The sequence below is a fragment of the Streptomyces sp. NPDC029139 genome (assembly GCF_055564335.1).
In genome coordinates this window covers 83,437-106,974 of record NZ_JBVHWN010000010.1, presented here as the reverse complement: position 1 = coordinate 106,974, position 23,538 = coordinate 83,437, and the positions used below count along the sequence as shown (strand labels likewise).

Sequence of the window (23,538 nt, the reverse complement as noted above, 5' to 3'; positions counted from 1 at the left end):
GCCGGGGCTCCTCCCTCTTCGGCCGTGCCGCACCGCGGCGGGACCGGCGGGCCCGGCGGGACCGGCGGGACCGGCTGGACCGGCTGGACCGGCCGACACGGCCTAGTCCGGGCTACGCGGCCTCTCGTCCCCGTACAGCCACACGTCCCACACCTCGCCGAGGTCCTCCCCCGCCACCTCCTCCGCGTACGCGGTGAAGTCAGCCGTGGAGGCGTTCCCGTGACGGTGTCTCGCCGCCCAGCCGGCCAGGAGCTCGCGGAAGGTGTCGTCGCCGACCCGCTGCCGGATCTTGTGCAGCACCATCGCACCCCGCTGGTACACCGGCGGGTCGAAGAGGTCCTGCGCCGCGGGCGGACGTCCCGGCGGGAAGGCCCAGTTGGCGTCGGCGGCGAAGGCCGCCTCGAAGTTCGTCTGCGCCGGGGTGTTCTCGAAGTCCTCCGCGTACAGCCACTCCGCGTAGACCGCGAAGCCCTCGTTCAGCCACATGTCCCGCCAGGTGGCGGGCGTGACCGAGTTGCCGAACCACTGGTGCGCCAGCTCGTGCACGAGGACCTCGACGGTGAGGGAGTCCTGCGGGAAGACGGGCCGGGTCTGCGTCTCCAGCGCGTAGCCGGCGTCGCCGGTCCGCTCGACGATCGCGCCGGTGGCGGAGAAGGGGTACGGCCCGAACATCCTCTCCTGCCAGGCGAGGAGTTCGGGGATCCGGGCGAGCAGCGGGGCGCTCTTCGCGGCGACGGCCGGGTCGGCGGCGGTGAGCACGGGCAGCCCGGTCGGGGTGGCCGAGACCTTCGTCGCGTACCGCCCGACGGCCACGGTCGCGAGGTAGCTCGCCATCGGTTCGGCGGAGTGCCAGACGGAGGTGGTGCGGCCGTTCGCGGTCCGCTCGGACGTCCGTACGCCGTTGGAGATCGCCTGCGTCCCCTGCGGCAGGGTGACGGTGATGTCGTACGTCGCCTTGTCGGACGGATGGTGGTTGCCCGGGAACCAGGCCATCGAGCCGGTCGGCTGGCCGAGGGCCAGCGCCCCGTCCGCGGTCCGCAGCCAGCCCTCCTTCGAGCCGTCCGGGTCGGTGATCGTCTCCGGTACGCCCGAGTACTCGATCGTCGTACGGAAGACCGCGCCCTCGTCGATGTCCTCGCGCGGCCGCAGCGTCAGCTCGTTCCCCGCCCGGCTGGCGGCGGCCGGGGCGCCGTCGACCGCGGCGGAGCCGACGGTGAGGCCGGCCAGGTCCAGGTTGAAGGCGCTGAGGTCCTGTCCGGCGCGGGCCGTGATCATGGCGGTGGCGTCGAGCCGGCCGCTTCTCGGGTCGTAGACGAGGTCGAGCGCGTAGTGGGATACGTCGTAGCCGCCGTTGCCGAGCTTGGGGAAGTACGGGTCGCGCAGCCCCGCCGCGCCGGGCGTGCCCCGCACCCCGCCGATGTTCACGCCGCTCCCGTCGGCGGTACCGGTGCAGCCGGCGCCGCCCGCGAGGAGCAGCAGCGCGGCGGCGGCTCCCAGGACGGCGCGGGTACGTGATTCCACTCACCGATCTTAGGCGGGGGCGCGGCGGCACGCAGGGCGGGCGCACGGCGGGGGTCCGGCGCACGGCGTCGGCGGCGCCCGGCGGGGGTCCGGGCGCCGCCGGCGGAACCGGCCGGCGGGGGTCCGGGCGCCGCCGGCGGAACCGGCCGGCGGGGGCGTACGCGTCCTGCCCGCCCGGCCTACTTGCCGAGCGCCGCGACACCCGCCCGGGCGAACTTCTCGTCCAGGTCGCCGCTGGGCGCACCGGCGACACCGATGCCGGCGACCGGCGCGCCCTCGGCGGTCACCGGGACGCCGCCGGCGAGGAACAGGGTGCCGGGGATGTCCTTGAGGTTCGGGGCCTGGGCGAGACGGCCCGCGAGCACCGAGGTCGGGGCGTTCCAGGAGACCGCGGTGAAGGCCTTGCGCTCGGCCGACTCGTAGGACTGCGGGCCTGCGCCGTCGCCCCGCAGGGTGACGATGGTGTTGCCGTTGCGGTCCACGACGGCGACCGTCACGCGCTGGTTCTCGTCCTCGGCGGCGTCCAGCGTGGCCTGCGCGGCCCTGGTGGCGGCCTCGATCGTCAGGTGGGTGGTCTGCTGCAGGTTCTTGTCCGACGCGTCGGCCTTGGCGGCGACGGCGGGCGCGGCGGCCGGGGCGGAGGCGTTCGCGGAGACGGCGCCGAAGGTACCGGCGGCGACGATGGCGGCGGTGGCGGCACCGAAGACGATCTTCTTCTTCATGGGAGGTCTCCTTGAGGCTGTGGCGTGGTCGAGCCGGGTGGCCGGACGAGGTGGTGGAACCAGGGGGTCGAACCGAGTGGTCGTCGAGCCGGGTGGGCGAGCCGGGCGGCTCGTTCGCTCTGCCATCGATCCTCCGGCCGGTTCCGGGCCCGTACGGTCCACGGACCGGCTCCCCCCGGCGCGCATGATGGACGACGGGGGTGTCAGCCGATCGGTTGATGCCCCCGTGGTCCTCCCGGGCCAGCATGGACACGTAGACCCAGGTCAGAGCCACGACCGAGAGAGGACCGATGGAGAAGCACGCGAGGGAGCAGGATCCGGACGCCCGCTGGCTGGCGCGGGTCATGCACATCGCCTTCTTCCTCCTCCTCGGCGCGTCCCTCGTCCGCTTCCTGCTGCGCCACCCGTGGGAGGACCGCAGCCCCTGGATCGTCGCCCTCTCCGGAGCCCTCGCCTCCCTGTACCTCCTCGGCCCCGTCCTCGGCACCCGCGCCACCCCGCGCCGGATCGCCTGGCTCTGCACCGTCGTCGCCGTCTGGGTGCTCCTCGTGGTCCTCGCGCCGAGCTTCGCCTGGTGCGCCGTGCCGCTCTTCTACACCGGGCTGCGCACCCTCCCGCCGCGCGCCGCCCTCGCCCTCGTCGCTCTCCTCACCGCCTTCGTCGTCACGGCCCAGGTCCAGCTCTCGCACGGCGGTTTCGACCCGAACCTGCTCGTCGCCCCGCCGGCCGTCGCCGCGATCGCCACCGCCGTCTTCGTCCACGCCCAGCGTCAGGCCGACCGCCAGCGGGCCCTGATCGACGACCTGATCCGCACCCGGCGCGAACTCGCCGCCATCGAGCGCCGCGAAGGCACCCTCGCCGAACGCCAGCGGCTCTCCATGGAGATCCACGACACCCTGGCCCAGGGCCTGTCCAGCCAGCAGATGCTGCTCCAGGCGGCCGAACGCACCTGGGACGCCGACCCCTCGACCGCCCGCCGCCACGTCCGTACGGCCGAGTCGATCGCCGAACGCAACCTCGCCGAGGCCCGCCGCTTCGTCCACGACCTCGCCCCGGCCGACCTCGCCGAGGGCGGCGGCCTCGAAGAGGCGCTGCGCACCCTCGCGGGACGCGAGCAGGCCGCCTTCCGCGTCGACGGCGTCCCCGTACCGCTTCCGGAGCGCGTCCAGTCGGCGCTGCTGCGCATCGCCCAGGGCGCCCTCGCCAACATCCGCGAGCACGCCGCCGCCGACTCCGCCGCCCTGACCCTCACCTACCTCGACGACCAGATCGTCCTCGACATCGCCGACGACGGCCGCGGCTTCGACGCCTCGGCCGCCCGGCAGAGCGGCGTACGCGGCCACGGCCTGCCCGCCATGCGGGTGCGGGCCCAGCAGCTCGGCGGCACACTCACCGTGGAGTCCGCCCCCGGCGAGGGCACGGTGCTCTCCGTCGCGATCCCCCTGTCCACGCCCCCGGAGGCCGGTGCATGACCGTACGGATCCTGCTCTGCGACGACCACGCCGTCGTACGCGCCGGGCTGCTCGCCCTGCTCGGCAGCGCCCCCGACATCGAGGTCGTCGGCGAGGCCGGCAGCGGCGAGGAGGCCGTCGCGATGGCCGCCAAACTGCGACCGGACGTCGTCCTCATGGACCTCCAGCTCGGCCCCGGCATCGACGGCGTCGAGGCGACCCGCCGGATCTCGGGAGCCGCCTCCGGCGTGCACGTCCTGGTCCTCACCACCTACGACACGGACGCCGACATCACCCGCGCCATCGAGGCCGGCGCCACCGGCTACCTCCTGAAGGCCGAGCGCCCCGAGGAGCTGTTCGCCGCGATCCACTCCGCCGCCCAGGGCCGTACGACCCTCTCCCCGCCGGTCGCCAGCCGGGTCATGGACCGGATGCGCGGAGCCGCCGGACCCACCCTCACCGACCGCGAACGCGACATCCTCGGCCAGCTCGCCCACGGCCTCGGCAACCGCGAGATCGCCCGCGCGCTCTTCATCAGCGAGGCGACCGTGAAGACCCATCTCGGCCGGATCTACGCCAAGCTCGGCGTGGACACACGTGCGGGTGCCGTCGCCGTCGCGAAGGAACGCCGCCTGCTTCCTTGACGCTGCTACTCTGCGTGGCGATTCCTTCACAAAGTGTCAGTTTCGTTCATGGAGTGGGAGCGCGTGTGAAGATCGCCTGCGTCGGCGGCGGGCCGGCCGGTCTGTACTTCTCGATCCTGATGAAGCGGCAGGACCCGTCCCACGACATCACCGTCCACGAACGGAACCCGGCCGGCTCCACCTACGGCTGGGGCGTCACCTACTGGGCCGCGCTCCTGGACAAGCTGCGGGCCGGCGACCCGGAGTCCGCGCGCGCCATCGACGAGGCGTCCGTCCGCTGGACCGACGGCGTCGCCATCGTCCGCGACGAGCGGACGGTCCACCGCGGCGACGAGGGCTTCGGCATCGGCCGGCGCCGGATGCTCACCCTCCTCGCCGAGCGGGCCGCATCACTCGGCGTCCACGTCTCGTTCGAGAACGAGATCACCGGACCGGACGCCCCCGAGCTCGCGGACGCCGACCTGGTCGTCGCGGCCGACGGGGTCAACAGTGTCCTGCGCGAGGCCCACGCGGCCCACTTCGGCGCCGCCCTCACCACCGGCCGCAACCACTACATCTGGCTGGGCACCACCAAGGTCTTCGACTCCTTCAGCTTCGCCTTCAAGGAGACCGACCACGGCTGGATCTGGTGCTACGCGTACGGCTTCAGCGGCGAGCGGTCCACGTGTGTCGTCGAGTGCTCCCCGGAGACCTGGACGGGGCTCGGTCTGGACGTCATGCCCGAGGCCGACACCCTGAACGTCCTGGAGAAGATCTTCGCCGACCTCCTCGACGGCCAGGAACTGATCGGCCGGGCACAGCACGCCGACGGCGCCGCCCAGTGGCTGAACTTCCGCACCCTGACCACCCGCACCTGGCACCACGGCAACCTGGTCCTGCTCGGCGACGCCGCCCACACCACGCACTACTCGATCGGCGCCGGCACCACCCTGGCCCTCGAGGACGCCCTCGCCCTCGCGGACGCCCTGCGGGACGGCGGCGACCTGCACGCGGCGCTCACCCGGTACGGCAAGCGGCGGCGCGCGGAGCTGCTCTCGGCCCAGAGCGCGGCCCGCTACAGCGCCCAGTGGTACGAGAACCTCCCCCGCTACATGGGCCTGGAGCCGCGCCAGATGTTCGCGCTCCTCGGCCAGCGCCACTCGCCCCTGCTCCCGCACGTCCCGCCGCAGCTCTACTACCGCGTCGACCGGGCGGCCGAGCAGCTGGAGCCCCTGCGGCGCCTCAAGCGCTGGCTGGGCCCCCGCATGGCCCGCGCCCTCCACGCCCGCACCCACGCCTGACCCGACCGCCGGCGCGAGCGGGCGCGGCGAGGCGGCCGGGACCGGCAGGGCGGCGAGGACGCCCGGCGCCCGCGCCCCGGCGCCCGCTCCCGACCGCCGCCCCCGCTGCCGTGCGGGCGGTGGGGCCCCGGGCACGTGGGACCATCGTCTCCGTGCTCGACATCGGCTACTCCCTCTCCCGTCGCTTCCCCGACCCACCGCAGACCGACTACCGCCGCGCGGACGTCCACGCCCTGCGCCACGACCTGTTCTGCGGGGACGTGTACCTCGCCGACCCCAAGGCCGACCGCGAGGTGTCCACAGCCTGGGGATGGGTGCCGGTGCTCGACTTCGCCTGGGCGCTCTGCGACATCGTCGAGCAGCTCGACCGCGACCCCCGCGGCAGCCGGGCCTCCAAGCCCCAGTACGCCGAGCTCGACTTCACCGAGTCCACGGACCGGATGCTCTTCGAGCGCCGCTTCGGCTGGGTGGACGTGGAGGCCGACTGGATGCCGGGCGACGAACCCCCACTCACCTTCAGCCACCGCGAACTGCGCCGCGAGGCCCGCGACTTCCTGCACGACCTGATCGCCGACCTCACCGACATGCACGAGGGCCTCGGCGACAACCCGGCCATCTGGGACCTCCAGGCCCGCTTCCCCCGACTCCCGTGACCCGGCCACGCGTTACCCGGTCACCTCGTCACCCGGCCACGCGCCGCCCGGCCACCCCGTGACCCGGCCACCCCGTCCCCCGTAGAGCCCCCGCCCCCAAGCCGCCCGTACGTCAGTCCTCCACCCGCACCCCCATCCGCGCCGCGAACACCGGCGCCAGGTCCAGCAGCTGCGCCGTACTGATCACCGCCCCCGCCAGGGCCTCCACCCCCCGCGCGATCTCCAGACGGTCCACCGTCCGCAGATCCACGTCCTTCATCCGGGCCCCGCTGAAGTCCACCCCCCTCAGCACACACTCCCGGAACTCGACCCTCTCGAGCACCGCGCCCCCGAAGTCCGGCTCGTCGAGCACACAGCCCTCGAAGACGACGTCCTTCAGCTTCGCCGTCCGCAGATTCAGACAGTCGATCTTCCCTCCGCGCACGAGCACCCTCTCCAGGACCGCCCCGTGCAGCTGCGTCCCTCCGAGCCGCGCGTCCACGACCTCCACGTCCCGCAGCGACGCCCCCGCCAGGTCCGTGCCCACCCCCCGCACCCCGTGCAGCACGGAGTCCAGCACCCGCGCCCCGGCCAGCCGCGTCCCGTCCACCGCGCAGTCCCGCAGCGCACAGTCCAGAAACCGCGCCCCGCCCCCGTCCTGCCCCGACAGATCCCGCCCCACGAACTCCAGACCGTCATAGTCCCCGTCCGGCTCCAGCCCCCCGCCGAACGCCTCCAGCGGCGGCAACCGCACCTCGGGCCGACGCACGACCGCCACCTTCTTCTTCCCTGTCGCCATGCCCCCATCGTGACGTGCGCCACTGACAACGCCCCCGATGTCACATCCCGCACCCCCCGCGCCGTCCCATGCGTACGACCGACACGAGGGAGCACGACATGCAGCGGAACAGGAAGCACATCACCGTCATCGGCGGCGGATTCGCCGGACTCACCGCGGCGATCACCGCCGCCGAGGCCGGGGCCAAGGTCACCCTCCACGAAGCCCACCACACCCTCGGCGGGCGCGCCCGCACCGCCGAAGGCCCCTACCTCACCAACGAGGGCCCCCACGCGATCTACCGCAACGGCCCCCACTGGGCCTGGCTCACACAGCGCGACCTCCTCGGCCCGCTCGCCCCCGTACCCCTGTCCGAAGCCGCCCGCTTCCGCTTCCACCAGGCCGGCACCCTGCGCCGCACCCCGCCCCTCGGCTTCCTCCGCCACTCCCTCCGCACGGCCGAACAGGCACCCGTCGACACCGACTTCCTCACCTGGGCCACCCGCGTCGCCGGCCCCCAGGCAGCCCGCCAGGCCGCCGCGTACAGCGGAGTCGCCCTCTTCCACCACGACCCCGGCGCCCTCGCCGCCCGCTTCGTCCAGGAACGACTCCACCGGGCCGCCGCCCTGCCGCCCGAAGCCCACTTCATCCGCGGCGGCTGGGGACAGCTGATCGACCGCATGGCCACCCACGCCTGGGACCTGGGCGTACGGATCGAGACCTCCTCCCGCCTCGACACACCGCCGCTCACCGACGGCCCCGTCGTCGTCGCCACCTCCCTCGCCGCCGCCGCCCGCCTCCTCGACGACCCCGGCCTCACCTGGGAGAGCGGCCGCACCGTCCTGCTCGACCTGGCGCTACGCACCCGAAAGGGCGACCCGTACGTCATCTCGGACCTCGACACCCCCGGCTGGATCGAACGCTTCACCGCCCAGGACCCCTCCCTCGCCCCAGCCGGCGAACAACTCATCCAGGCCCAGCTCCCCATCGGCCCCGACCAGACCAAGGCCGACGGCATCGCCCACGCGGAACGCCTCCTCGACCTCGGCTTCCCCCGCTGGCGCGAACGGACCGTCTGGCGCCGCGCAGCCCTCTGCAGCGGCCGCACGGGAGCCGTCGACCGCCCCGGCACCACCTGGCGCGACCGCCCCGCGATCGACCGCGGCGACGACGTCTACCTCGCGGGCGACCAGGTCGCGGCGCCCGGCGTCCTGTCCGAGGTGTCGTTCACCAGCGCCGTCGAAGCGGTCTCCCTGGCCCTGCGCACCAAGACGCTTGACCTCAAGCACGCTCGAGGTTGAAAGCTGGCGTACGTCCACAGGAGAACACCACCAGGGGAGCCCGCCATGCACGCCATCCGCCTCCACGCCTTCGGACCGGCCGAGAACCTCACCTACGAGCAGACCGAGGACCCCGTCCCCGGCCCCGGCCAGGTCCGGATCGCGGTCACCGCGGCCGGCGTCCACCTCCTCGACACCGCCCTGCGCCAAGGGCGGACCGGCCCCTTCCCCGCCCCCGCCGAGCTCCCCACCATCCCCGGCCGCGAAGTCGCCGGCACCGTGGACGCGCTCGGCGAGGGCACCGACCCCAACTGGCTCGGCAAGCGAGTCGTCGCCCACCTCGGCCTCGCCCCCGGGGGCTACGCCGAACTCGCCGTCACCGACGCCACCCGACTCCACGCCCTGCCCGACACCCTCGACGACGCCGAAGCCGTCGCCATGATCGGCACCGGCCGCACCACCTTCGGCATCCTCCAGTTCACCGACCTCGGCCCCGAATCCATCGCCGTCGTCCCGGCCGCCGCCGGAGGCATCGGCACCCTCCTCGTCCAGTACGCCAAGAACGCCGGCGCGACCGTCATCGGCCTCGCCGGCGGCCCCCGCAAAACCGCCCTCGTCCGCGAGAACGGCGCCGACCTGGCCCTCGACTACACCCACCCCGACTGGCCCGAGCAGGTCCGCGCCTTCCTCGGCCCCCGCACCGCCACAGTCGTCTACGACTCGGTCGGCGGCGACACCGGCCGCGCCACGGTCGACCTCCTCGGCAAGGGCGGCCGGCACATCGTCTTCGGCTGGTCCTCGAAAGGCCCCCACGACGGCGAACCCCTCACCTTCACCGCCGAGGAACTCGCCACCCGAGGCATCACCTCCGAGAACGTCCTCGGCCCCGTCATGATCCAGAAGGCCGGCGGAGACGTCCGCACCCTCGAACTCGCCTCACTCGCCGCAGCCGCCGACGGCACCCTCCGCCCCGCCGTCCACCGCTTCCCCCTCGCCGAAGCGGCAACCGCCCACCGCGCCCTGGAAACCCGCGGCACGATCGGCAAGGTCGTCCTCATCCCCTGACCCCACCCACCGCGGCCGGCCCACCTCACCCCCGCGCGCCGAACTCCGCCAACGCCGCGTCCGTCAGCCGGTACACCGACCACTCCGACTGACGCCGCGCCCCCAACGACTCGTAGAAGTCGATCGACGGCGTGTTCCAGCTCAGGACCGACCACTCCAGACGCTCGTACCCCCGCTCCCCACAGATCCGCGCCAACTCCCGCAACAACGCCTTCCCATACCCGCCACCACGGCTCGACGGCCGGACGTACAAGTCCTCCAGATAGATCCCGTGCACCCCACGCCACGTCGAGAAACTCAGAAACCAGAGCGCGAAGCCCACCACCTCGCCCCCGTCCGTCTCCGCGATGTGCGCGAACGCCGCCGGCCGCTCCCCGAACAACGCCTCCCGCACCTGCTCCTCCGTCGCACGGACCTCGTCCAGCGCCTTCTCGTACGCGGCGAGCTCACGGACCATCGCGTGGATCACAGGGACATCAGCAGGAGTGGCGGTACGAATCATGCGTCCAGCCTGCACCGATCACGCCATGCGCGCGAACAGCGCCCCGGCGATCACCACCTGCTCCTCGTCCAGCGCGGACTCCCCGTCCTCCACATCCCACAACCCGTTCTGCAACACCCGCCCCCACGTCCAGGCCGCCGCCCGCCCCCGGTCCAGCCCCAGCACCTCCGTCAGCAGATCGAAACGCCACAACGTCTCCGCCGGATCCGGATCGAACGCACTCGTCAACGCCGGCAACAGATCGAACCCCGGATCCCCCGCCAACGGCTTCGGATCGATCGCCAACCACGGCTCCCGCTCCGCCGCCAGAACGTTGTCCGTATGCAGATCCCAGTGCAACAACCGGTCCCCCGGCTCCCCCACCACCTCCCGCACCGCCGCCGCGCAATCCCGCAACAACCGCGCGTCCCCCTCCCCCAGCCTCCCCACCGCCCCCGGCACCTCCTCCAGCATCCGGGCCGCGACCTCCCCCAAGCCCCGCAACCCCTCCGGCGCCGGAACCGCCACCAGCCGCGCCAGCACACCCGCCAGGACCCTCATCGCCTCCCGCGAGTCCCCCAGCACCGACAGATGCCGGCCCTCATCCAGCCGCTCCAGCAACAACGTCCCCGTCTCCGGATCATCCGCCAGAAGACGCACCGCCCCGCGGCCACCCCACACCCGCAACGCGACCGCCTCGCCCGCGCTCTCCTCGTCCAGCAACTGCAACTTCAACGCGGCCGGCACACCATCCGCCACCCGCACCACCGGCAGCACCAGCGACGCCACCCCATACATCGAAGGCCCCGTCGGCCGCAGCCCCCACGCATCCAGAAAACGCGCCGCCCGCCCCGGCAGCGCCGCGATGAACGCCCGACCCACCTCACCGTTGAACCGGACCTGTGACGCCGCAAGTTCCTCAGGAACATGAATCACACGCCGATGCTAGACACCCCGCACTCTCCAAACACCCCGTGCGCATCCAGTAACCTCCCGCCCACACCTCTCCGTACGCATGACGCATCGAGGAACACATGAGCAGCACGGTCAACGGCGGCATCTCGTTCTGGTACGCCCAAGAAGGCACCCCCGCCCCCCGCGAACCGCTGCCCGGCGACACCACCGCCGACGTCTGCATCGTCGGCGGCGGCTACACCGGCCTCTGGACCGCCTACTACCTCAAGAAGGCCGTCCCCTTCCTCAACATCACCCTCCTCGAAGCCAAGTTCTGCGGCTACGGAGCCTCCGGACGCAACGGCGGCTGGCTCTACAACGGCATCGCCGGCCGCGACCGCTACGCCACACTCCACGGCCACGAAGCAGCCGTACGCCTCCAGCAGGCCATGAACCAGTCAGTCACCGAAGTCATCCGCGCCGCCGACGAGGAAGGCATCGACGCCGACATCCACCGGGGCGGCGTCCTCGAAATCGCCCACACCCCCGCCCAACTCGCCCGCCTCAAGAACTTCCACGCCGCCGAGATCGCCTTCGGCGAAAAAGACCGCCAACTCTACGGCGCCCGCGAAACCGCCGACCGCATCCGCGTCACCGGCGCCGTCGGCTCCACCTGGACCCCCCACGGCGCCCGCCTCCACCCCGTGAAACTCGTCAAGGGCCTCGCCGCCGCCGTCGAAGCACTCGGCGTCACCATCCACGAATCCACACCCGTCACCGAGATCAAGCCCAAACACGCCATCACCCCCTACGGCACCGTCCGCGCCCCCTACGTCCTGCGCTGCACCGAAGGCTTCACCGCCTCCCTCACCGGCCAGCGCCGCACCTGGCTCCCCATGAACTCCTCCATGATCGCCACCGAGCCCCTCACCGACGCCCAATGGGAAACCATCGGCTGGAACGGCCTCGAAACCCTCGGCGACATGGCCCACGCCTACATGTACGCCCAGCGCACCGCCGACGGCCGCATCGCCCTCGGCGGCCGCGGAGTCCCCTACCGCTACGGCAGCAAGACCGACAACGACGGCCGCACCCAACCCCAGACCATCGAGGCCCTCCGCGAGATCCTCATCCGCTTCTTCCCCTCCCTCGCCGGCCTCGGCATCGCCCACGCCTGGTCCGGCGTCCTCGGCGTCCCCCGCGACTGGTGCGCCACCGTCACCCTCGACCGCTCCACCGGCCTCGGCTGGGCCGGCGGCTACGTCGGCTCGGGCGTCACCACCACGAACCTCGCCGCCCGCACGCTCCGCGACCTGATCCAACAGGACTCCGGCCAGTCGGGCCCCACGGACCTGACGACCCTCCCCTGGGTCAACCACAAGGTCCGCACATGGGAACCGGAACCCCTGCGCTGGCTCGGCGTCCAGACGATGTACGCGGCCTACCGCACGGCCGACCGCCAGGAATCGACGACCCACACGGCCACGACCCACCGCCTCGCCACCCTCGCGGACCGCCTCTCGGGCCGCTGAGGGCCCCGAAACGCACAAGTGTCCCGGACCTGAGTGGTCCGGGACACGAGAGGGTGGAGCCCCCTGTCGGATTCGAACCGACGACCTCGAGATTACAAATCACGCGCTCTAAACCAGCTGAGCTAAGGGGGCACCCCTCACCCGCTTCACGCGCGCGAGGCTCCACCACTCTACACAGCACCGCGAAGGACCAGCCAAGAAATCCACGACCGCCGTGACCACCCGCCCACCCGTTCGTTGACTGGACTGGAGTGCAGTTCCGACTATCGGACAGTAGGGCAGGGAGGGGCCATGGCGGAGCCCGTACGTGTGGTCGGCGCCGCGGCCAAGCGCGTGAAGCGAGAGGCCCTCGGCATCGCGGACCCACACGAACTGCACGGCCGCGCATCGGGGCGGATGAAGCAGCGGACCAAGGAACCGGGCACGCAGCAGCGGGTCTACCGCTTCCGCTTCTATCCCTCTCCCGACCAGGCCGAGCAGCTGCTCCAGACCTTCGGCGCCTGCAGGTGGGTCTACAACGAAGGGCTGGCCCTGCGTTCCGGCGCCTGGGAGCAGCACCGCGTGTCGGTGGGGTTCGCCGAGACATGCCGGGCGTTGACGGGCTGGAAGCGGGAGGAGGGGCGGGAGTGGTTACGGGAGGTGTCGTCGACGGTGTTGCAGCAGGCGCTGCGGCATCTGGACGGGGCGTTTTCGCGGTTCTTCAAGAAGTCGGCCACGTACCCCAAGCGAAAGAAGAAGGGCCGGTCGCGGGATGCGGCGACGTACGTCCGGACCGGTTTTCGTTGGGAGGAGGATCCGGAGCGGCCCGGTACGGGTCTGGTGACGTTGGCGAAGCAGTCTGCGCCACTGGACATTCGCTGGTCACGTCCCTTGCCGGCGGGTCAGGTGCCGGTGCGGGTGAACGTGACGCGGGATCGCGCCGGGCGCTTCTTCCTCTCGGTGCTGGTCGAGGAGCGGATCGAGCCGCTGCCGCCGGTGTTCCTTCCGGGTGGGTGCGAGCCGAAGGCGATGGGGCTGGATCTTGGTCTGGCGAGTTTGGTGACGTTGGATGACGCTTCGGTGCTTGAGCATCCGCGTCTGCTGAAGAAGTACGGGGAGGAGCTCGCTCGCCGCCAGCGAGCGCTGCATCGAAAAAAGAAGGGGTCGAAGAACCGGGGGAAGGCCAGGGAGCGCATCGCGCGCTTGTACGCGTCCATCGGCGATGTGCGCAGGGATCTGTTGGATCAGTTCACCACCCGCCTCGTGCGCGAGAACCAAGTGCTCGTGGTGGAGGACCTGCCCATCGGCAATCTGATGCGTCCGGCCGTCGGTAAGGGACGGCGCCGTAAGGCGAAGCTGAATCAGACGATCAGGGATGCGGCCTGGGGTGAGCTGCTGCGGCAGCTGCGCTACAAGTGCGAGTGGTACGGCCGAACCCTGGTGATCGTGGACCGGTTCTTTCCGTCGACGCGCCGCTGCTCGACCTGTCACACGAAGGGGCCGCGGCTGGACGTGTCGGTCCGGGAGTGGGCCTGCGGTGCGTGTGGTGTCGTGCACAGCAGGGACAAGAACGCGGCGGTGAACCTTCGCGACGAGGGGATGCGCCTGTATTGGCTGGTGGCGGCTGCGCTACCGCCGGGGAAGGCCACGCCTTCGGTGATCCGAGCGTCGGAGCTGTCGGACGCCGTCCTGGCTGCTTAGGACGCAAGTGCGGTACGGACCGACGGGCCGTCGGCCGGAATGCCTGTGGAGCCCGCGTGAGCCCGACCCAGCATGGTCCTCAGGGCCCTGCTGGGTCGGCAATGGGCCTTGAAGCAGGAAGCGCCGCGTACACGGCAGGGCCAAAAGGTAACCGCTCTGCCCCTCTCGGCACACGGGTCAAAAGATTGGTGCTCTGCCTCCGCCGAGCCCGCCTCGAAAATCTCTCCCCCTCCGACTGCTGACAGATCGGACATCGCCAAGGTAGCGTCACGGGAAGTTCACTCCGGTGGACTAGACCCATCCTTCCTTCCACAACGGATCGTCCGGCACGTTCCTGCCGGTGAAGGGACACATCACCATGGCTTCTGTCACGTTCGACAAGGCGACCCGGCTCTACCCGGGGTCCGACAAGCCCGCCGTCGACCAGCTCGAGATCGAGATCGAGGACGGCGAGTTCCTCGTCCTCGTCGGCCCGTCCGGCTGCGGCAAGTCCACCTCCCTGCGCATGCTCGCCGGTCTGGAGGACGTCAACGGCGGTTCCATCCGGATCGGTGACCGCGACGTCACGCACCTGCCGCCGAAGGACCGGGACATCGCCATGGTGTTCCAGAACTACGCGCTGTACCCGCACATGACCGTCGCCGACAACATGGGCTTCGCGCTCAAGATCGCCGGCGTCAACAAGGCCGAGATCCGTGCCAAGGTCGAGGAGGCCGCGAAGATCCTCGACCTCACGCCGTACCTGGACCGCAAGCCGAAGGCGCTCTCCGGTGGTCAGCGGCAGCGTGTCGCCATGGGTCGCGCGATCGTGCGTGAGCCGCAGGTGTTCCTCATGGACGAGCCGCTGTCGAACCTCGACGCCAAGCTCCGTGTGTCGACCCGTACGCAGATCGCCAGCCTCCAGCGCCGGCTCGGCATCACCACGGTGTACGTCACCCACGACCAGGTCGAGGCCCTCACCATGGGCGACCGGGTCGCCGTGCTGAAGGACGGTCTGCTGCAGCAGGTCGACTCGCCGCGGAACATGTACGACCGGCCCGCCAACCTCTTCGTCGCCGGCTTCATCGGCTCCCCGGCCATGAACCTGGTCGAGGTGCCGATCATCGAGGGTGGTGTGAAGTTCGGCAACAGCGTCGTGCCGGTCTCTCGTGACGCGCTGTCCGCCGCCTCCGCCAAGGGCGACACGACCGTCACGGTCGGCATCCGTCCCGAACACTTCGACGTGTCGGGTGCCACCAGCAAGGAGGGCCTGGCGGTCTCCGTGAACGTCGTCGAGGAGCTCGGCGCCGACGGTTACGTCTACGGCTCCGCGCGCGTGGGTGGCGAGGACAAGGACCTGGTCGTCCGCGTCGGTGGCCGCGCCGTGCCGGAGAAGGGCTCCACGCTGCACGTGGTGCCGCGCGCCGACGAGCTGCACGTCTTCTCCACCTCGACGGGTGAGCGTCTCTCCGACTGACGCCGCGAACCGCTGAAAGGCCCCGCATCTGTTGCAGATGCGGGGCCTTTCACGTACGCGGGGGCACGGCGGGCGTGTCGACAAATACCCCGGCAGAGCCGCCAATTCGGACAGCGGCGTCAACACGGGATTCGAAAAGACTCCTCGAACCATCCCCCGCGAGAGTGACTAAATGTCGCCATATCACTACCGCCCGCTACGCTCGCCTGCGTGACGCATACTGCCCGCCGTATCGGCCGCTCTCTCGCTCTCGTCCTGCCCGTCGTCCTGGTGCTCTCCGGGACGCTCGCGGTGTCCGCCGTTCCGTGGGCCGGTCAGGCCTCCGGGACCCAGATGCTCACCGCGTCCTCGGAGGACGTCTCCGTCCCCGCCAAGTCCCGTGCGCCCCAGGATATTCTGCGCGACCGCCTGCTCGCCGAGCTTCAGGAGAAGGACCCGGGCACGGCGTTGACGCACCTCCAGCGCGAGGTCGAGAACAGCCCGTCGCTCGCCAAGCACTGCATGTCCATCGCCCGCGCCCTCGGCAAGGCGGCCGTGCGGTACTACGGCCCCACCCGCGCCCAGTCCTACTCCCGCCCGGTCTGCGACACCTCGTTCGCGACCGGCGTGATGTACGCGAGCTGAGCCGGCCGCCCTTTCCCCACTCCGCGCCACGACGCTGAACAGCAGCCTCGAGAGGTACGCATATCGTTCCCGGTATGGAAACCTCTCCGACGCAGGCCGTGGTCCTGGCGGGCGGCCAGGGCTCGCGCCTGCGCCCGTACACCGACGACCGCCCCAAGCCGATGGTCGAGATCCCGGGCACCGGGACCCCGATCATCGGCCATCAGCTGTCCTGGCTCGCCGCCGAGGGCGTGACGGACGCCGTCGTGTCCTGCGGCCATCTCGCCGAGGTGCTCCAGGAGTGGCTACAGGGCGCCGATCTGCCGCTCCGTGTGACGACTGTCGTCGAGTCGGAGCCGCTGGGCCGTGGCGGCGGCCTCAAGTACGCCGCCGCGCATCTTCCTGAGCCCGGGAATCCCTGGTACGCCACGAACGGCGACATCTGGACCCGTTTCTCCCTGCGCGAGATGGCCGAGTTCCATGCGGAGCGCGATGCCACCGCCACGCTCGCCCTTGCCCGTCCCCGGATCCCGTGGGGCGCCGTGGAGACGGACACGTTCGGGCACATCACCGACTTCATCGAGTCGCCGCCCTCGCCGTTCCTCATCAACGCGGGGGTGTACGTGTTCTCCCCGGAGTTCACCGAGCTGCTCCCCGATCGGGGCGACCACGAGCGCACCACGTTCCCCCGGCTGGCGCGTGAGCGCCGCCTGGCGGGCTTCCCGCTGCCCCAGGGGGCCTACTGGCGGGCGATCGACACGGCGAAGGACCTGACCGAGGCGGCGAAGGAGCTGGCCGCTCAGGGGGTCTGAGAGCGGTTCGGCGGTTCGTACGTACGGGAAGGGCGGCACCACTCGCGAGTGGTGCCGCCCTTCCCGTGTCGGGGTTGCCGTGTCAGCCCAGCAGACCGCCGATGGGGTTGCGGTTGCCGCCGGAGGTCGAGCCGCTGGTGGGGTCGGTGGTGCCGGTGCCGCCGCTGCTCGTGCCGCCCGAGCTGGTCGGGCCGGAGCTGGTGGACGGCGGGGGTGCGGGCCGGGTCTGGGTCGGGGAGCTGTCGGTGCCGCGGGTGGCGGTCGGGCGGCTCTCCGAGATCCGGCCGGTCTCCCGTACGGTCTCGCTCGGTTCGGCCTTCTTGTCGTCCTCGGGGGTTCCGCTCGCGCCGGCCGTCGCGGACGGCTTGGGGCTCTTGGGGGCGGTGCGGGACGGCGTTGCGGTGCCGGGGTCCTGCGGGAGGGGCTGGCCGGGCAGGTGGTTGATCGGGTCGTCGTTGGGTCCGGGGACGGTGACCATCTCGGCGGACCGTACGGCGCCGCCGAGCATCGAGCCGACGAGGAGGGTGAGGCCGACGACGACGGAGGCGACGAGGGTGCCGCGGCGCAGGACGCGGCGGCGGAGCTCCCACAGTTCGGAGCGGGGTCCGAGGGTGCGCCAGGCTTCGCCGGCGAGGCGGCTGTCGATGGAGTAGACGGGGGCGCCGGCGATGATCAGCGGGGACCAGGCGGCGAGGAAGATGATGTCGGCGGAGTCGTAGACCGGGACGGTCTTCCAGCTGACGGTCAGGATGAGGGCGGCGGAGAGCATCGCGCCGATGACGGCGGCGACGCGCTGCCAGAGGCCGAGGACGGTGAGGACGCCGACGACGACCTGGAGGAAGGCGACGGTCAGGCCGGCGCCGACGGGGTGCTGGAGGGCGAAGTCGCGCAGCGGCTCGGCGAGTGCCCAGGGGTGCAGGGAGTTGAGCCACTTGACCATGGACCCGCGTTCGCCGCCGTCGAAGTAGACGGGGTCGCAGAGCTTGCCCATGCCGGCGTAGATGGAGATGAAGCCGAGGAAGACGCGGAGCGGGAGGAGTACGACGCCGAGGTTCATCCGGCGCCCGGGGTAGTAGGCGTGCCGGACGGGGTCGGCGCCGTGGCGGTGTGCGCGGTCGCGGTAGGCGTCGTCGCCGTCCTGACCGGTGTGGTCGTCGTGCGCCGTCTCCTCGGGGAGGTCGTACGCGCCTTCGGCCCGCCGCATGGGGGGCAGGAGGGGGGTCTGGTCGGCGGGGACGACGGGGGTGGGCATGGTGTCGTCGATGCGCGGGATGGCCTGGGTGATTCCGGTGTCCGGCGGTTCCAGCGTCGAGACGGAGGACTCGCGTACGGCCTGGAGCAGCCCGGTGGCGCCAGGCGCGGACTTTCCGGTCCAGACGACGGGGCGGCGGCGGCCGGCGGCGCCTGCGGCCGCTCCCGCCTGTGTCCCCAGGGCGGAGAGCCGGGGGGCGGCGGCGAACTTCGGCTGCTGGGCCGGCGCGAGCCGCACACGGAAGCTGGCGTGGTTCACGATGACCTGCGCGGGGTCGGAATCCACTTTGACCATGCTCAGCGCGGGCTGATCGTCGAACCCCGGCCGGGGCGTTCTGGTGTCCACACTCATCTAACCGAGTGACGCGGGATTAGGACACTGCCTTGACGGGCGGGAAATGTCCGAGACCCGTCAAGATCAATGTCACGGGGTGGGCAGCCGGGGCGTCCGACACCGCATGATGCGCCGTCAGTTGACTTTACAATCGCGGGACGCCAGTCGAGGGGAGCGACATCATGGCCAGTCCCATTCAGCACGGTAGGAACGGTCGGTCCGGTCGGAACGGTCAGCCCGATCCGTCGGCACCACCGCAGGTCCCGCAGCAGCGGACATCCGACGAGGTGCCCCTGCCCGGAGCCGGGCCCGCCCCGGACACGCCGGACACGCCTGTCGCGGCAGAGCCGGCGCGGCGGGCGAACCAGCTCGTCTTCTCCGATCTGACGCACTATCCGGTCATGGCCCAGGCTCTGGACGATCAGTGGCTCCCGGCGGAGCTGGCCTCGGCCCGTCAGGAGCCGGGCGCGCCGCGGAGGGTGCCCGGAGGGGTGGCGGCGGCCTCCGCCGAGCTGCGGCGCTCGCTCGTCAACAGCGGGACGCTGGTGGTCAATCGGGCCTTCTTCGTGAACAACGAGGCGCTGTACGCGAACTTCGTCCCGCAGGCGGAGGAGGGTGACCGCAGGGCGTTCGCGCAGCTGCTGAACGACCGGGTGATCGTCCCGTACCTGTACAAGGAGCGGGACGGCACCGAGGACTTTCCCTTCACGCACGACCCGGTCGCGGGCCGTGCCTGGCGGCGGCTGGTCTCGGAGGAGTCCGACCCGGCGTTCGTGCGTCTGGACTGGGACGAGGAGGCGAACCGGGCCGGCGCCGACCGCATAGGCCAGCGCTTCACGCGGCAGCTGGCAGGGCTGCGGTGGCTGCGCGCCCCGCAGCTCGCGAAGGATCTCGGCATTCCGGAGGAGCTGGCCCACGCGATGGGCGAGGGGATCCTGAAGGAGATCCTCGTCTGGGCGGCCTCCCAGGACCGGACGAGCAACATCAGCCGGAGCGCTCTCTACGAGCGGTTCCTCACCCGCCCCGGTACGGCCCCGCACGAGAACCTGCTGCGGGACGGCGACGAGATCGTGCCGACGAAGCAGCTGATCGACCTCATGTACAACCTGGGGGTGCCGGACGCGAGCGGGCTGGTGGCGGCGACGCCGCCGGGTTCTCCTCCGCGTCGCACACTGCAGGAGGAGGTCTCGCCCGACGCCCAGGCGCAGGATCCGGAGGCGGTGGGCCGGCTCGTGCGGAATCTGGTCGCGGATTCGCTGCACCGGGCGGTCGACGGCCCGAACTCGTACGCCGGTCTGACGCTCACCGACATCGTCGGGCTGCGCGACACCGGTGAGTGGCAGGCGTATGTGGCGTCGTTGGAGGCGTTCATCCACGGCAGCTTCCGGGACGGTCGGATTCCGGATTCGGAGGAGTTCTCCGAGCGGACCGCGACGATCGCCCGGAACCACGCGCGGATGCTGAAGGCGGCGCGGGCGGCCAGCAGTTCGCGCCAGGGGTTCGCCCGGGAGATCACCACGTTGCTGGTGCTCGAGTCGGGTGGGGTGGCGCTTCAGGTCGCGAGCGGTGAGGAGGTGTCGCTGCTCGCCGGTTCGCTGCAGATGCTGACGGCGGTGGGCGGGGCGTTGACCGTCCGTCTGGAGTTCTGGGACCGGGGTGCCCGGGACCGGCGCGCCGGCCTGGGGCACTCGCTGACATTGCCGACGCTTCGGCTGGGCAACCTGAAGAAGGACTGGGAGGCCATCCTGGGGACGTACGGCGGTCGTGTCGTCGAGACGGGGCGGGCGCCCGGCGGGAACGGGCAGGCCGACCAGCAGGGGCGGCACGGCTAGGAAGTGGCCGGCCGATCGGGGCCGGGTGTGAGGGGGAGACCATGAGCGGGGAGCCGGTGCGACGGTACGAGCTGCTGCGCAGCGAGCGGCCGGAGCTGTTCCGCAACGACCCGGGCGGCATCGAGATCCTCACGGACCCGGCGGCCGTCGAGGCTGCGGGCGGGGTGGTGTACCAGGACCCGTACGTGATGTTCCTGCGGGACGCCGTGCGCTTCCCCGACGGCCGCACCGGTACGTACATCCGCTCGGTGAGCCCCGACGCCGAGCCGGGCTGTGTGATCCTGCCGCTCCTGGGCGACGGGATGGTGCTGATCGAGCACTACCGGCATGCCACCCGGTCCTGGCAGTGGGAGATTCCGCGCGGCTTCGGCACGCGGGGTCTGACGGGCGAGGCCAACGCCGAGAAGGAGCTCGAGGAGGAGATCGGGGCGGGGGTGCGTGAGCTGATCCCGCTCGGGTCGCTCCACCCGGATTCGGGGGTGACGGGCGATCGGGTGCTGCTGTTCGCGGCCCGGATCGACGCGGTGGGGCGTCTCGGGGTGGGCGAGGGCATCCGCAGCTCGCTGACGGTGTCGTTCGCGGAGGCGGAGTCCATGATCGCGGACGGGCGGATCACGGACGGCTTCACCATCGCCACCATGACGCGCGCCCGCCTGGCAGGCCTGACGGCCTGAGGCGGGCGCGGGTGCGGGTGCCGGTGGTGGCGGTTCAGCCCTGGCGGCGGCGGGCGACCTCGTAGAGGACGATGCCGGCGGCGACGCCGGCGTTCAGCGACTCGGCGCCACCGGGCATGGAGATGCGGACGCGGTAGTCACAGGTCTCGCCGACGAGGCGGCCGAGGCCCTTGCCCTCGCTGCCGATGACGATGACGACGGGGCCGTCGAGCGCCTCGAGGTCCTCGACGGTGTGCTCGCCGTCGGCGGCGAGGCCGACGACGGTGAGGCCCTCCTTCTGGAAGCCCTCCAGCGCCCGGGTCAGGTTGGTGACACGGGAGACGGGGGTACGGGCGGCGGTGCCGGCCGAGGACTTCCAGGCGCCCGCGGTCATGCCGGCGGCGCGGCGCTCGGGGACGACGACGCCGTGGCCGCCGAAGGCGGAGACGGAGCGGACGATGGCGCCGAGGTTGCGGGGGTCGGTGACGCCGTCGAGGGCGACGATCAGCGGGTCCTCGTGGGCGTCGTAGGCGGCCGCGGTGAGGTCCTCGGGGTGCGCGTACTCGTACGGCGGGACCTGGAGGACGAGGCCCTGGTGGTTCAGGCCGTTGGTCATCCGGTCGAGCTCCTGGCGCGGGGCTTCCATCAGGTTGATGTTGCCGCGGTCGCCGGCGAGCTTGAGGACGTCGCGGACGCGCTCGTCGTTGTCGATGAACTGCTGGACGTAGAGGGTGACGGCGGGGACGCCGTCGCGCAGCGCCTCGTATACCGGGTTGCGGCCGACGACCATCTCCGAGGTGCCCTTGGGGCCGCCGCGGCGGGGGGCGGGGCGGCGGGCGGCGGCGTGCTTGGCCTGGGCGTTGGCGATGCGGTTCTTCTTGTGACCCTTGCGGGCGGAGGCGGGCGGCGTGGGGCCCTTGCCCTCGAGGCCCTTGCGCCGCTGGCCACCGCTGCCGACCGTCGCGCCCTTCTTGTTGGACGTGCGGCGGTTCCTGCGCTGGCTGTTCCCGGCCATGACTACCTAATCCTCGGTGTTGCGTACGTAGGTCTGTAAGTGAAGTGTGCCGCCCGGCTGCCCGGGCGGCACATCATCAGCGGTTGCCCAGCGTCCAGCGGGGGCCGTCGGGGCTGTCCTCGATGGCGAGGCCGGACTGGCTCAGCTGGTCGCGGATCGCGTCCGCGGTGGCCCAGTCCTTGCGCTCGCGTGCCGACTCGCGCTGCTGGAGCACGAGCCGTACGAGGGTGTCGACGACGCCGTGGAGCTCCTCGCCGCGGTCGGTCTCCTCGGCCCAGTGGGGGTCGAGGGGGTCCAGGCCGAGGACGCCGAGCATGGCCCGGACCTCGGCGAGGCGGGCGATGGCCTCGTCCTTGTCGTCCGCCGCGAGGGCGCTGTTGCCCTGGCGGACGGTGGTGTGGATGATCGCGAGCGCCTGCGGGACGCCCAGGTCGTCGTCCATGGCTTCGGCGAAGGCGGGCGGCACGTCGGGGGCGGGCTCGACCACCTTCCCTGCCTTTTCGCCGACCCGCTGGACGAAGCCCTCGATCCGCGCGAACGCGGACTCGGCCTCGCGCAGGGACTCCTCGCTGTACTCGATCATGGAGCGGTAGTGCGGGGTGCCCAGGTAGTAGCGCAGGACGATGGGGCGCCAGTTCTTGACCATCTCGGAGACGAGCACCGAGTTGCCGAGCGACTTCGACATCTTCTCGCCGCTCATGGTGACCCAGGCGTTGTGCACCCAGTACTGGGCGAAGTCGTCGCCGAAGGCCTTGGCCTGGGCGATCTCGTTCTCGTGGTGCGGGAAGATCAGGTCGATGCCGCCGCCGTGGATGTCGAAGGCGGTGCCGAGGTACTTGTGCGCCATGGCGGAGCACTCCAGGTGCCAGCCGGGGCGGCCGCGGCCCCACGGGGTCTCCCAGTCGGGCTCGCCGGGCTTGGACGCCTTCCACATGGCGAAGTCGCGCGGGTCGCGCTTGCCGGTGATGCCGTCCTCGGAGGGCTGGCGCAGGTCGTCGATGTCCTGGTTGGAGAGGGCCAGGTAGCCGGGGAAGGAGCGGACGTCGAAGTAGACGCTGCCGTCGGCCTCGTAGGCGTGTCCGCGCTCGATGAGGCCGCGCATCATCTCGACCATCTCGGTGACGTGGCCGGTGGCGCGGGGCTCGTAGGTGGGCGGGAGGCAACCGAGGACGTCGTAGCCGGAGTTGAAGGCCCGCTCGTTCTCGTAGCCGATGGACCACCAGGGGCGGCCCTGGTCGGCGCCCTTGGTGATGATCTTGTCGTCGATGTCGGTGACGTTGCGGATGAACGTGACGTCGTAGCCGCGGTACGCGAACCAGCGGCGCATGATGTCGAAGTTCAGCCCCGAGCGGATGTGGCCGATGTGCGGGGCCGCCTGGACGGTGGCGCCACAGAGGTAGATCGAGACGGCGCCCGGTGTGAGCGGGGTGAAGTCACGGATCTGCCGGGCGCTGGTGTCGTACAGGCGAATAGTCACCACTCCAGGGTAGTGGGCGTGTGGTAGTGCCCCGCGCACGATGGGGCAACGCGTGGCAGGTTTGTGGGCTCGGGAGGGCGCGAGAGGGTGGGGGCGGCCCGGGCGAGCGCGGGAGGGCGCGGACGAAGGCGGGCGAAGGCGGGCA

21 protein-coding genes and 1 tRNA gene are annotated in these 23,538 nt (G+C 71.6%); 13 read left to right on the top strand and 9 right to left on the bottom strand.

What is annotated here, in order from left to right:
* Positions 1 to 102: 102 nt before the first annotated feature.
* Both ACZ4VW_RS22360 and ACZ4VW_RS22355 read right to left on the bottom strand, forming a co-directional pair.
* The gene (locus ACZ4VW_RS22360; protein ID WP_467965030.1) at positions 103 to 1,521 is read right to left on the bottom strand and encodes a M1 family metallopeptidase; all 1,419 of its coding nucleotides are present in this window, start codon (positions 1,519 to 1,521) and stop codon (positions 103 to 105) included.
* A 179-nt stretch (positions 1,522 to 1,700) separates the two neighbouring features.
* Positions 1,701 to 2,243: a GlcG/HbpS family heme-binding protein gene (locus ACZ4VW_RS22355; protein ID WP_467965028.1), complete on the bottom strand. Its 543-nt coding sequence runs from the start codon at positions 2,241 to 2,243 to the stop codon at positions 1,701 to 1,703.
* Between the two features lie 290 nt (positions 2,244 to 2,533).
* Here ACZ4VW_RS22355 and ACZ4VW_RS22350 point away from each other — a divergent pair, with 290 nt between their 5' ends.
* From ACZ4VW_RS22350 to ACZ4VW_RS22335, 4 genes are all read left to right on the top strand, one after another.
* Positions 2,534 to 3,715, top strand: coding sequence for a sensor histidine kinase (locus ACZ4VW_RS22350; RefSeq protein WP_467965026.1), 1,182 nt, complete (start codon positions 2,534 to 2,536; stop codon positions 3,713 to 3,715).
* A complete protein-coding gene (locus tag ACZ4VW_RS22345; protein WP_467965024.1) occupies positions 3,712 to 4,338 on the top strand; it encodes a response regulator in 627 nt (208 codons plus the stop codon). The genes ACZ4VW_RS22350 and ACZ4VW_RS22345 overlap by 4 nt, the downstream gene beginning before the upstream one ends.
* A 65-nt stretch (positions 4,339 to 4,403) precedes the next feature.
* A complete protein-coding gene (locus ACZ4VW_RS22340; RefSeq protein WP_467965022.1) occupies positions 4,404 to 5,618 on the top strand; it encodes an FAD-dependent monooxygenase in 1,215 nt (404 codons plus the stop codon).
* A 152-nt stretch (positions 5,619 to 5,770) separates the two neighbouring features.
* Positions 5,771 to 6,271 carry a hypothetical protein gene (locus ACZ4VW_RS22335; RefSeq protein WP_467965020.1) on the top strand — a complete coding sequence of 167 codons (501 nt, stop codon included), beginning with the start codon at positions 5,771 to 5,773 and terminating at the stop codon, positions 6,269 to 6,271.
* Positions 6,272 to 6,383: 112 nt separating this feature from the next.
* On the opposite strand, the gene ACZ4VW_RS22330 is transcribed toward ACZ4VW_RS22335, so the two are convergent.
* Positions 6,384 to 7,049 (bottom strand): pentapeptide repeat-containing protein, encoded by a 666-nt coding sequence (locus ACZ4VW_RS22330; protein ID WP_467965018.1) that lies wholly within the window; start codon positions 7,047 to 7,049, stop codon positions 6,384 to 6,386.
* 98 nt (positions 7,050 to 7,147) lie between these two features.
* On the opposite strand from ACZ4VW_RS22330, the gene ACZ4VW_RS22325 reads away from it, so the two are divergent.
* Positions 7,148 to 8,329, top strand: a complete 1,182-nt coding sequence (locus ACZ4VW_RS22325) for an NAD(P)-binding protein (protein WP_467965016.1) — start codon at positions 7,148 to 7,150, stop codon at positions 8,327 to 8,329.
* A 45-nt stretch (positions 8,330 to 8,374) separates the two neighbouring features.
* The gene (locus ACZ4VW_RS22320; RefSeq protein ID WP_467965014.1) at positions 8,375 to 9,373 is read left to right on the top strand and encodes a zinc-binding dehydrogenase; all 999 of its coding nucleotides are present in this window, start codon (positions 8,375 to 8,377) and stop codon (positions 9,371 to 9,373) included.
* A gap of 25 nt (positions 9,374 to 9,398) precedes the next feature.
* On the opposite strand, the gene ACZ4VW_RS22315 is transcribed toward ACZ4VW_RS22320, so the two are convergent.
* Both ACZ4VW_RS22315 and ACZ4VW_RS22310 read right to left on the bottom strand, forming a co-directional pair.
* Positions 9,399 to 9,875 carry a GNAT family N-acetyltransferase gene (locus tag ACZ4VW_RS22315; RefSeq protein WP_467965012.1) on the bottom strand — a complete coding sequence of 159 codons (477 nt, stop codon included), beginning with the start codon at positions 9,873 to 9,875 and terminating at the stop codon, positions 9,399 to 9,401.
* Positions 9,876 to 9,893: 18 nt separating this feature from the next.
* Entirely contained in the window at positions 9,894 to 10,790 is an 897-nt protein-coding gene (locus ACZ4VW_RS22310; protein ID WP_467965010.1) for an aminoglycoside phosphotransferase family protein, read from the bottom strand.
* A gap of 98 nt (positions 10,791 to 10,888) precedes the next feature.
* On the opposite strand from ACZ4VW_RS22310, the gene ACZ4VW_RS22305 reads away from it, so the two are divergent.
* On the top strand, positions 10,889 to 12,280 hold the full coding sequence (locus ACZ4VW_RS22305) for an NAD(P)/FAD-dependent oxidoreductase (RefSeq protein WP_467965008.1): 1,392 nt from the start codon (positions 10,889 to 10,891) through the stop codon (positions 12,278 to 12,280).
* A gap of 54 nt (positions 12,281 to 12,334) precedes the next feature.
* Here the strand turns inward: ACZ4VW_RS22305 and ACZ4VW_RS22300 are convergent.
* Positions 12,335 to 12,412 (bottom strand) — tRNA-Thr (locus ACZ4VW_RS22300).
* Between the two features lie 159 nt (positions 12,413 to 12,571).
* On the opposite strand from ACZ4VW_RS22300, the gene ACZ4VW_RS22295 reads away from it, so the two are divergent.
* The 4 genes from ACZ4VW_RS22295 (at position 12,572) to ACZ4VW_RS22280 (ending at position 16,831) form a co-directional block, all read left to right on the top strand.
* The gene (locus ACZ4VW_RS22295) at positions 12,572 to 13,960 is read left to right on the top strand and encodes an RNA-guided endonuclease InsQ/TnpB family protein (protein ID WP_467965006.1); all 1,389 of its coding nucleotides are present in this window, start codon (positions 12,572 to 12,574) and stop codon (positions 13,958 to 13,960) included.
* A gap of 358 nt (positions 13,961 to 14,318) precedes the next feature.
* Positions 14,319 to 15,416, top strand: coding sequence for an ABC transporter ATP-binding protein (locus ACZ4VW_RS22290; protein ID WP_467965004.1), 1,098 nt, complete (start codon positions 14,319 to 14,321; stop codon positions 15,414 to 15,416).
* A gap of 210 nt (positions 15,417 to 15,626) precedes the next feature.
* Positions 15,627 to 16,040: a hypothetical protein gene (locus ACZ4VW_RS22285; RefSeq protein ID WP_329117893.1), complete on the top strand. Its 414-nt coding sequence runs from the start codon at positions 15,627 to 15,629 to the stop codon at positions 16,038 to 16,040.
* A gap of 74 nt (positions 16,041 to 16,114) precedes the next feature.
* Positions 16,115 to 16,831: a nucleotidyltransferase family protein gene (locus tag ACZ4VW_RS22280; RefSeq protein ID WP_467965002.1), complete on the top strand. Its 717-nt coding sequence runs from the start codon at positions 16,115 to 16,117 to the stop codon at positions 16,829 to 16,831.
* 82 nt (positions 16,832 to 16,913) lie between these two features.
* Here ACZ4VW_RS22280 and ACZ4VW_RS22275 read toward each other — a convergent pair whose 3' ends face one another.
* Positions 16,914 to 18,434: a DoxX family membrane protein gene (locus ACZ4VW_RS22275; RefSeq protein ID WP_467965000.1), complete on the bottom strand. Its 1,521-nt coding sequence runs from the start codon at positions 18,432 to 18,434 to the stop codon at positions 16,914 to 16,916.
* A gap of 269 nt (positions 18,435 to 18,703) precedes the next feature.
* Here ACZ4VW_RS22275 and ACZ4VW_RS22270 point away from each other — a divergent pair, with 269 nt between their 5' ends.
* On the top strand, positions 18,704 to 20,248 hold the full coding sequence (locus tag ACZ4VW_RS22270) for a hypothetical protein (RefSeq protein ID WP_467964998.1): 1,545 nt from the start codon (positions 18,704 to 18,706) through the stop codon (positions 20,246 to 20,248).
* A gap of 41 nt (positions 20,249 to 20,289) precedes the next feature.
* Positions 20,290 to 20,922 (top strand): NUDIX hydrolase, encoded by a 633-nt coding sequence (locus ACZ4VW_RS22265; protein ID WP_467964996.1) that lies wholly within the window; start codon positions 20,290 to 20,292, stop codon positions 20,920 to 20,922.
* A gap of 34 nt (positions 20,923 to 20,956) precedes the next feature.
* Here ACZ4VW_RS22265 and rlmB read toward each other — a convergent pair whose 3' ends face one another.
* Entirely contained in the window at positions 20,957 to 21,916 is a 960-nt protein-coding gene (rlmB, locus tag ACZ4VW_RS22260; protein WP_467964994.1) for a 23S rRNA (guanosine(2251)-2'-O)-methyltransferase RlmB, read from the bottom strand.
* 76 nt (positions 21,917 to 21,992) lie between these two features.
* A complete protein-coding gene (gene cysS, locus ACZ4VW_RS22255) occupies positions 21,993 to 23,393 on the bottom strand; it encodes a cysteine--tRNA ligase (RefSeq protein WP_467964992.1) in 1,401 nt (466 codons plus the stop codon).
* Between the last annotated feature and the right edge of the window lie 145 nt (positions 23,394 to 23,538).

What these genes read in the sequence shown, in the direction of transcription:
- ACZ4VW_RS22355 (WP_467965028.1), bottom strand. Translation starts at nt 2,243, where the DNA reads ATGAAGAAGAAGATCGTCTTCGGTGCCGCCACCGCCGCCATCGTCGCC.
- ACZ4VW_RS22350 (WP_467965026.1), top strand. Translation starts at nt 2,534, where the DNA reads ATGGAGAAGCACGCGAGGGAGCAGGATCCGGACGCCCGCTGGCTGGCG.
- ACZ4VW_RS22345 (WP_467965024.1), top strand. Translation starts at nt 3,712, where the DNA reads ATGACCGTACGGATCCTGCTCTGCGACGACCACGCCGTCGTACGCGCC.
- ACZ4VW_RS22330 (WP_467965018.1), bottom strand. Translation starts at nt 7,049, where the DNA reads ATGGCGACAGGGAAGAAGAAGGTGGCGGTCGTGCGTCGGCCCGAGGTG.
- ACZ4VW_RS22325 (WP_467965016.1), top strand. Translation starts at nt 7,148, where the DNA reads ATGCAGCGGAACAGGAAGCACATCACCGTCATCGGCGGCGGATTCGCC.
- ACZ4VW_RS22320 (WP_467965014.1), top strand. Translation starts at nt 8,375, where the DNA reads ATGCACGCCATCCGCCTCCACGCCTTCGGACCGGCCGAGAACCTCACC.
- ACZ4VW_RS22315 (WP_467965012.1), bottom strand. Translation starts at nt 9,875, where the DNA reads ATGATTCGTACCGCCACTCCTGCTGATGTCCCTGTGATCCACGCGATG.
- ACZ4VW_RS22305 (WP_467965008.1), top strand. Translation starts at nt 10,889, where the DNA reads ATGAGCAGCACGGTCAACGGCGGCATCTCGTTCTGGTACGCCCAAGAA.
- ACZ4VW_RS22295 (WP_467965006.1), top strand. Translation starts at nt 12,572, where the DNA reads ATGGCGGAGCCCGTACGTGTGGTCGGCGCCGCGGCCAAGCGCGTGAAG.
- ACZ4VW_RS22290 (WP_467965004.1), top strand. Translation starts at nt 14,319, where the DNA reads ATGGCTTCTGTCACGTTCGACAAGGCGACCCGGCTCTACCCGGGGTCC.
- ACZ4VW_RS22280 (WP_467965002.1), top strand. Translation starts at nt 16,115, where the DNA reads ATGGAAACCTCTCCGACGCAGGCCGTGGTCCTGGCGGGCGGCCAGGGC.
- ACZ4VW_RS22275 (WP_467965000.1), bottom strand. Translation starts at nt 18,434, where the DNA reads ATGAGTGTGGACACCAGAACGCCCCGGCCGGGGTTCGACGATCAGCCC.
- ACZ4VW_RS22265 (WP_467964996.1), top strand. Translation starts at nt 20,290, where the DNA reads ATGAGCGGGGAGCCGGTGCGACGGTACGAGCTGCTGCGCAGCGAGCGG.
- rlmB (WP_467964994.1), bottom strand. Translation starts at nt 21,916, where the DNA reads ATGGCCGGGAACAGCCAGCGCAGGAACCGCCGCACGTCCAACAAGAAG.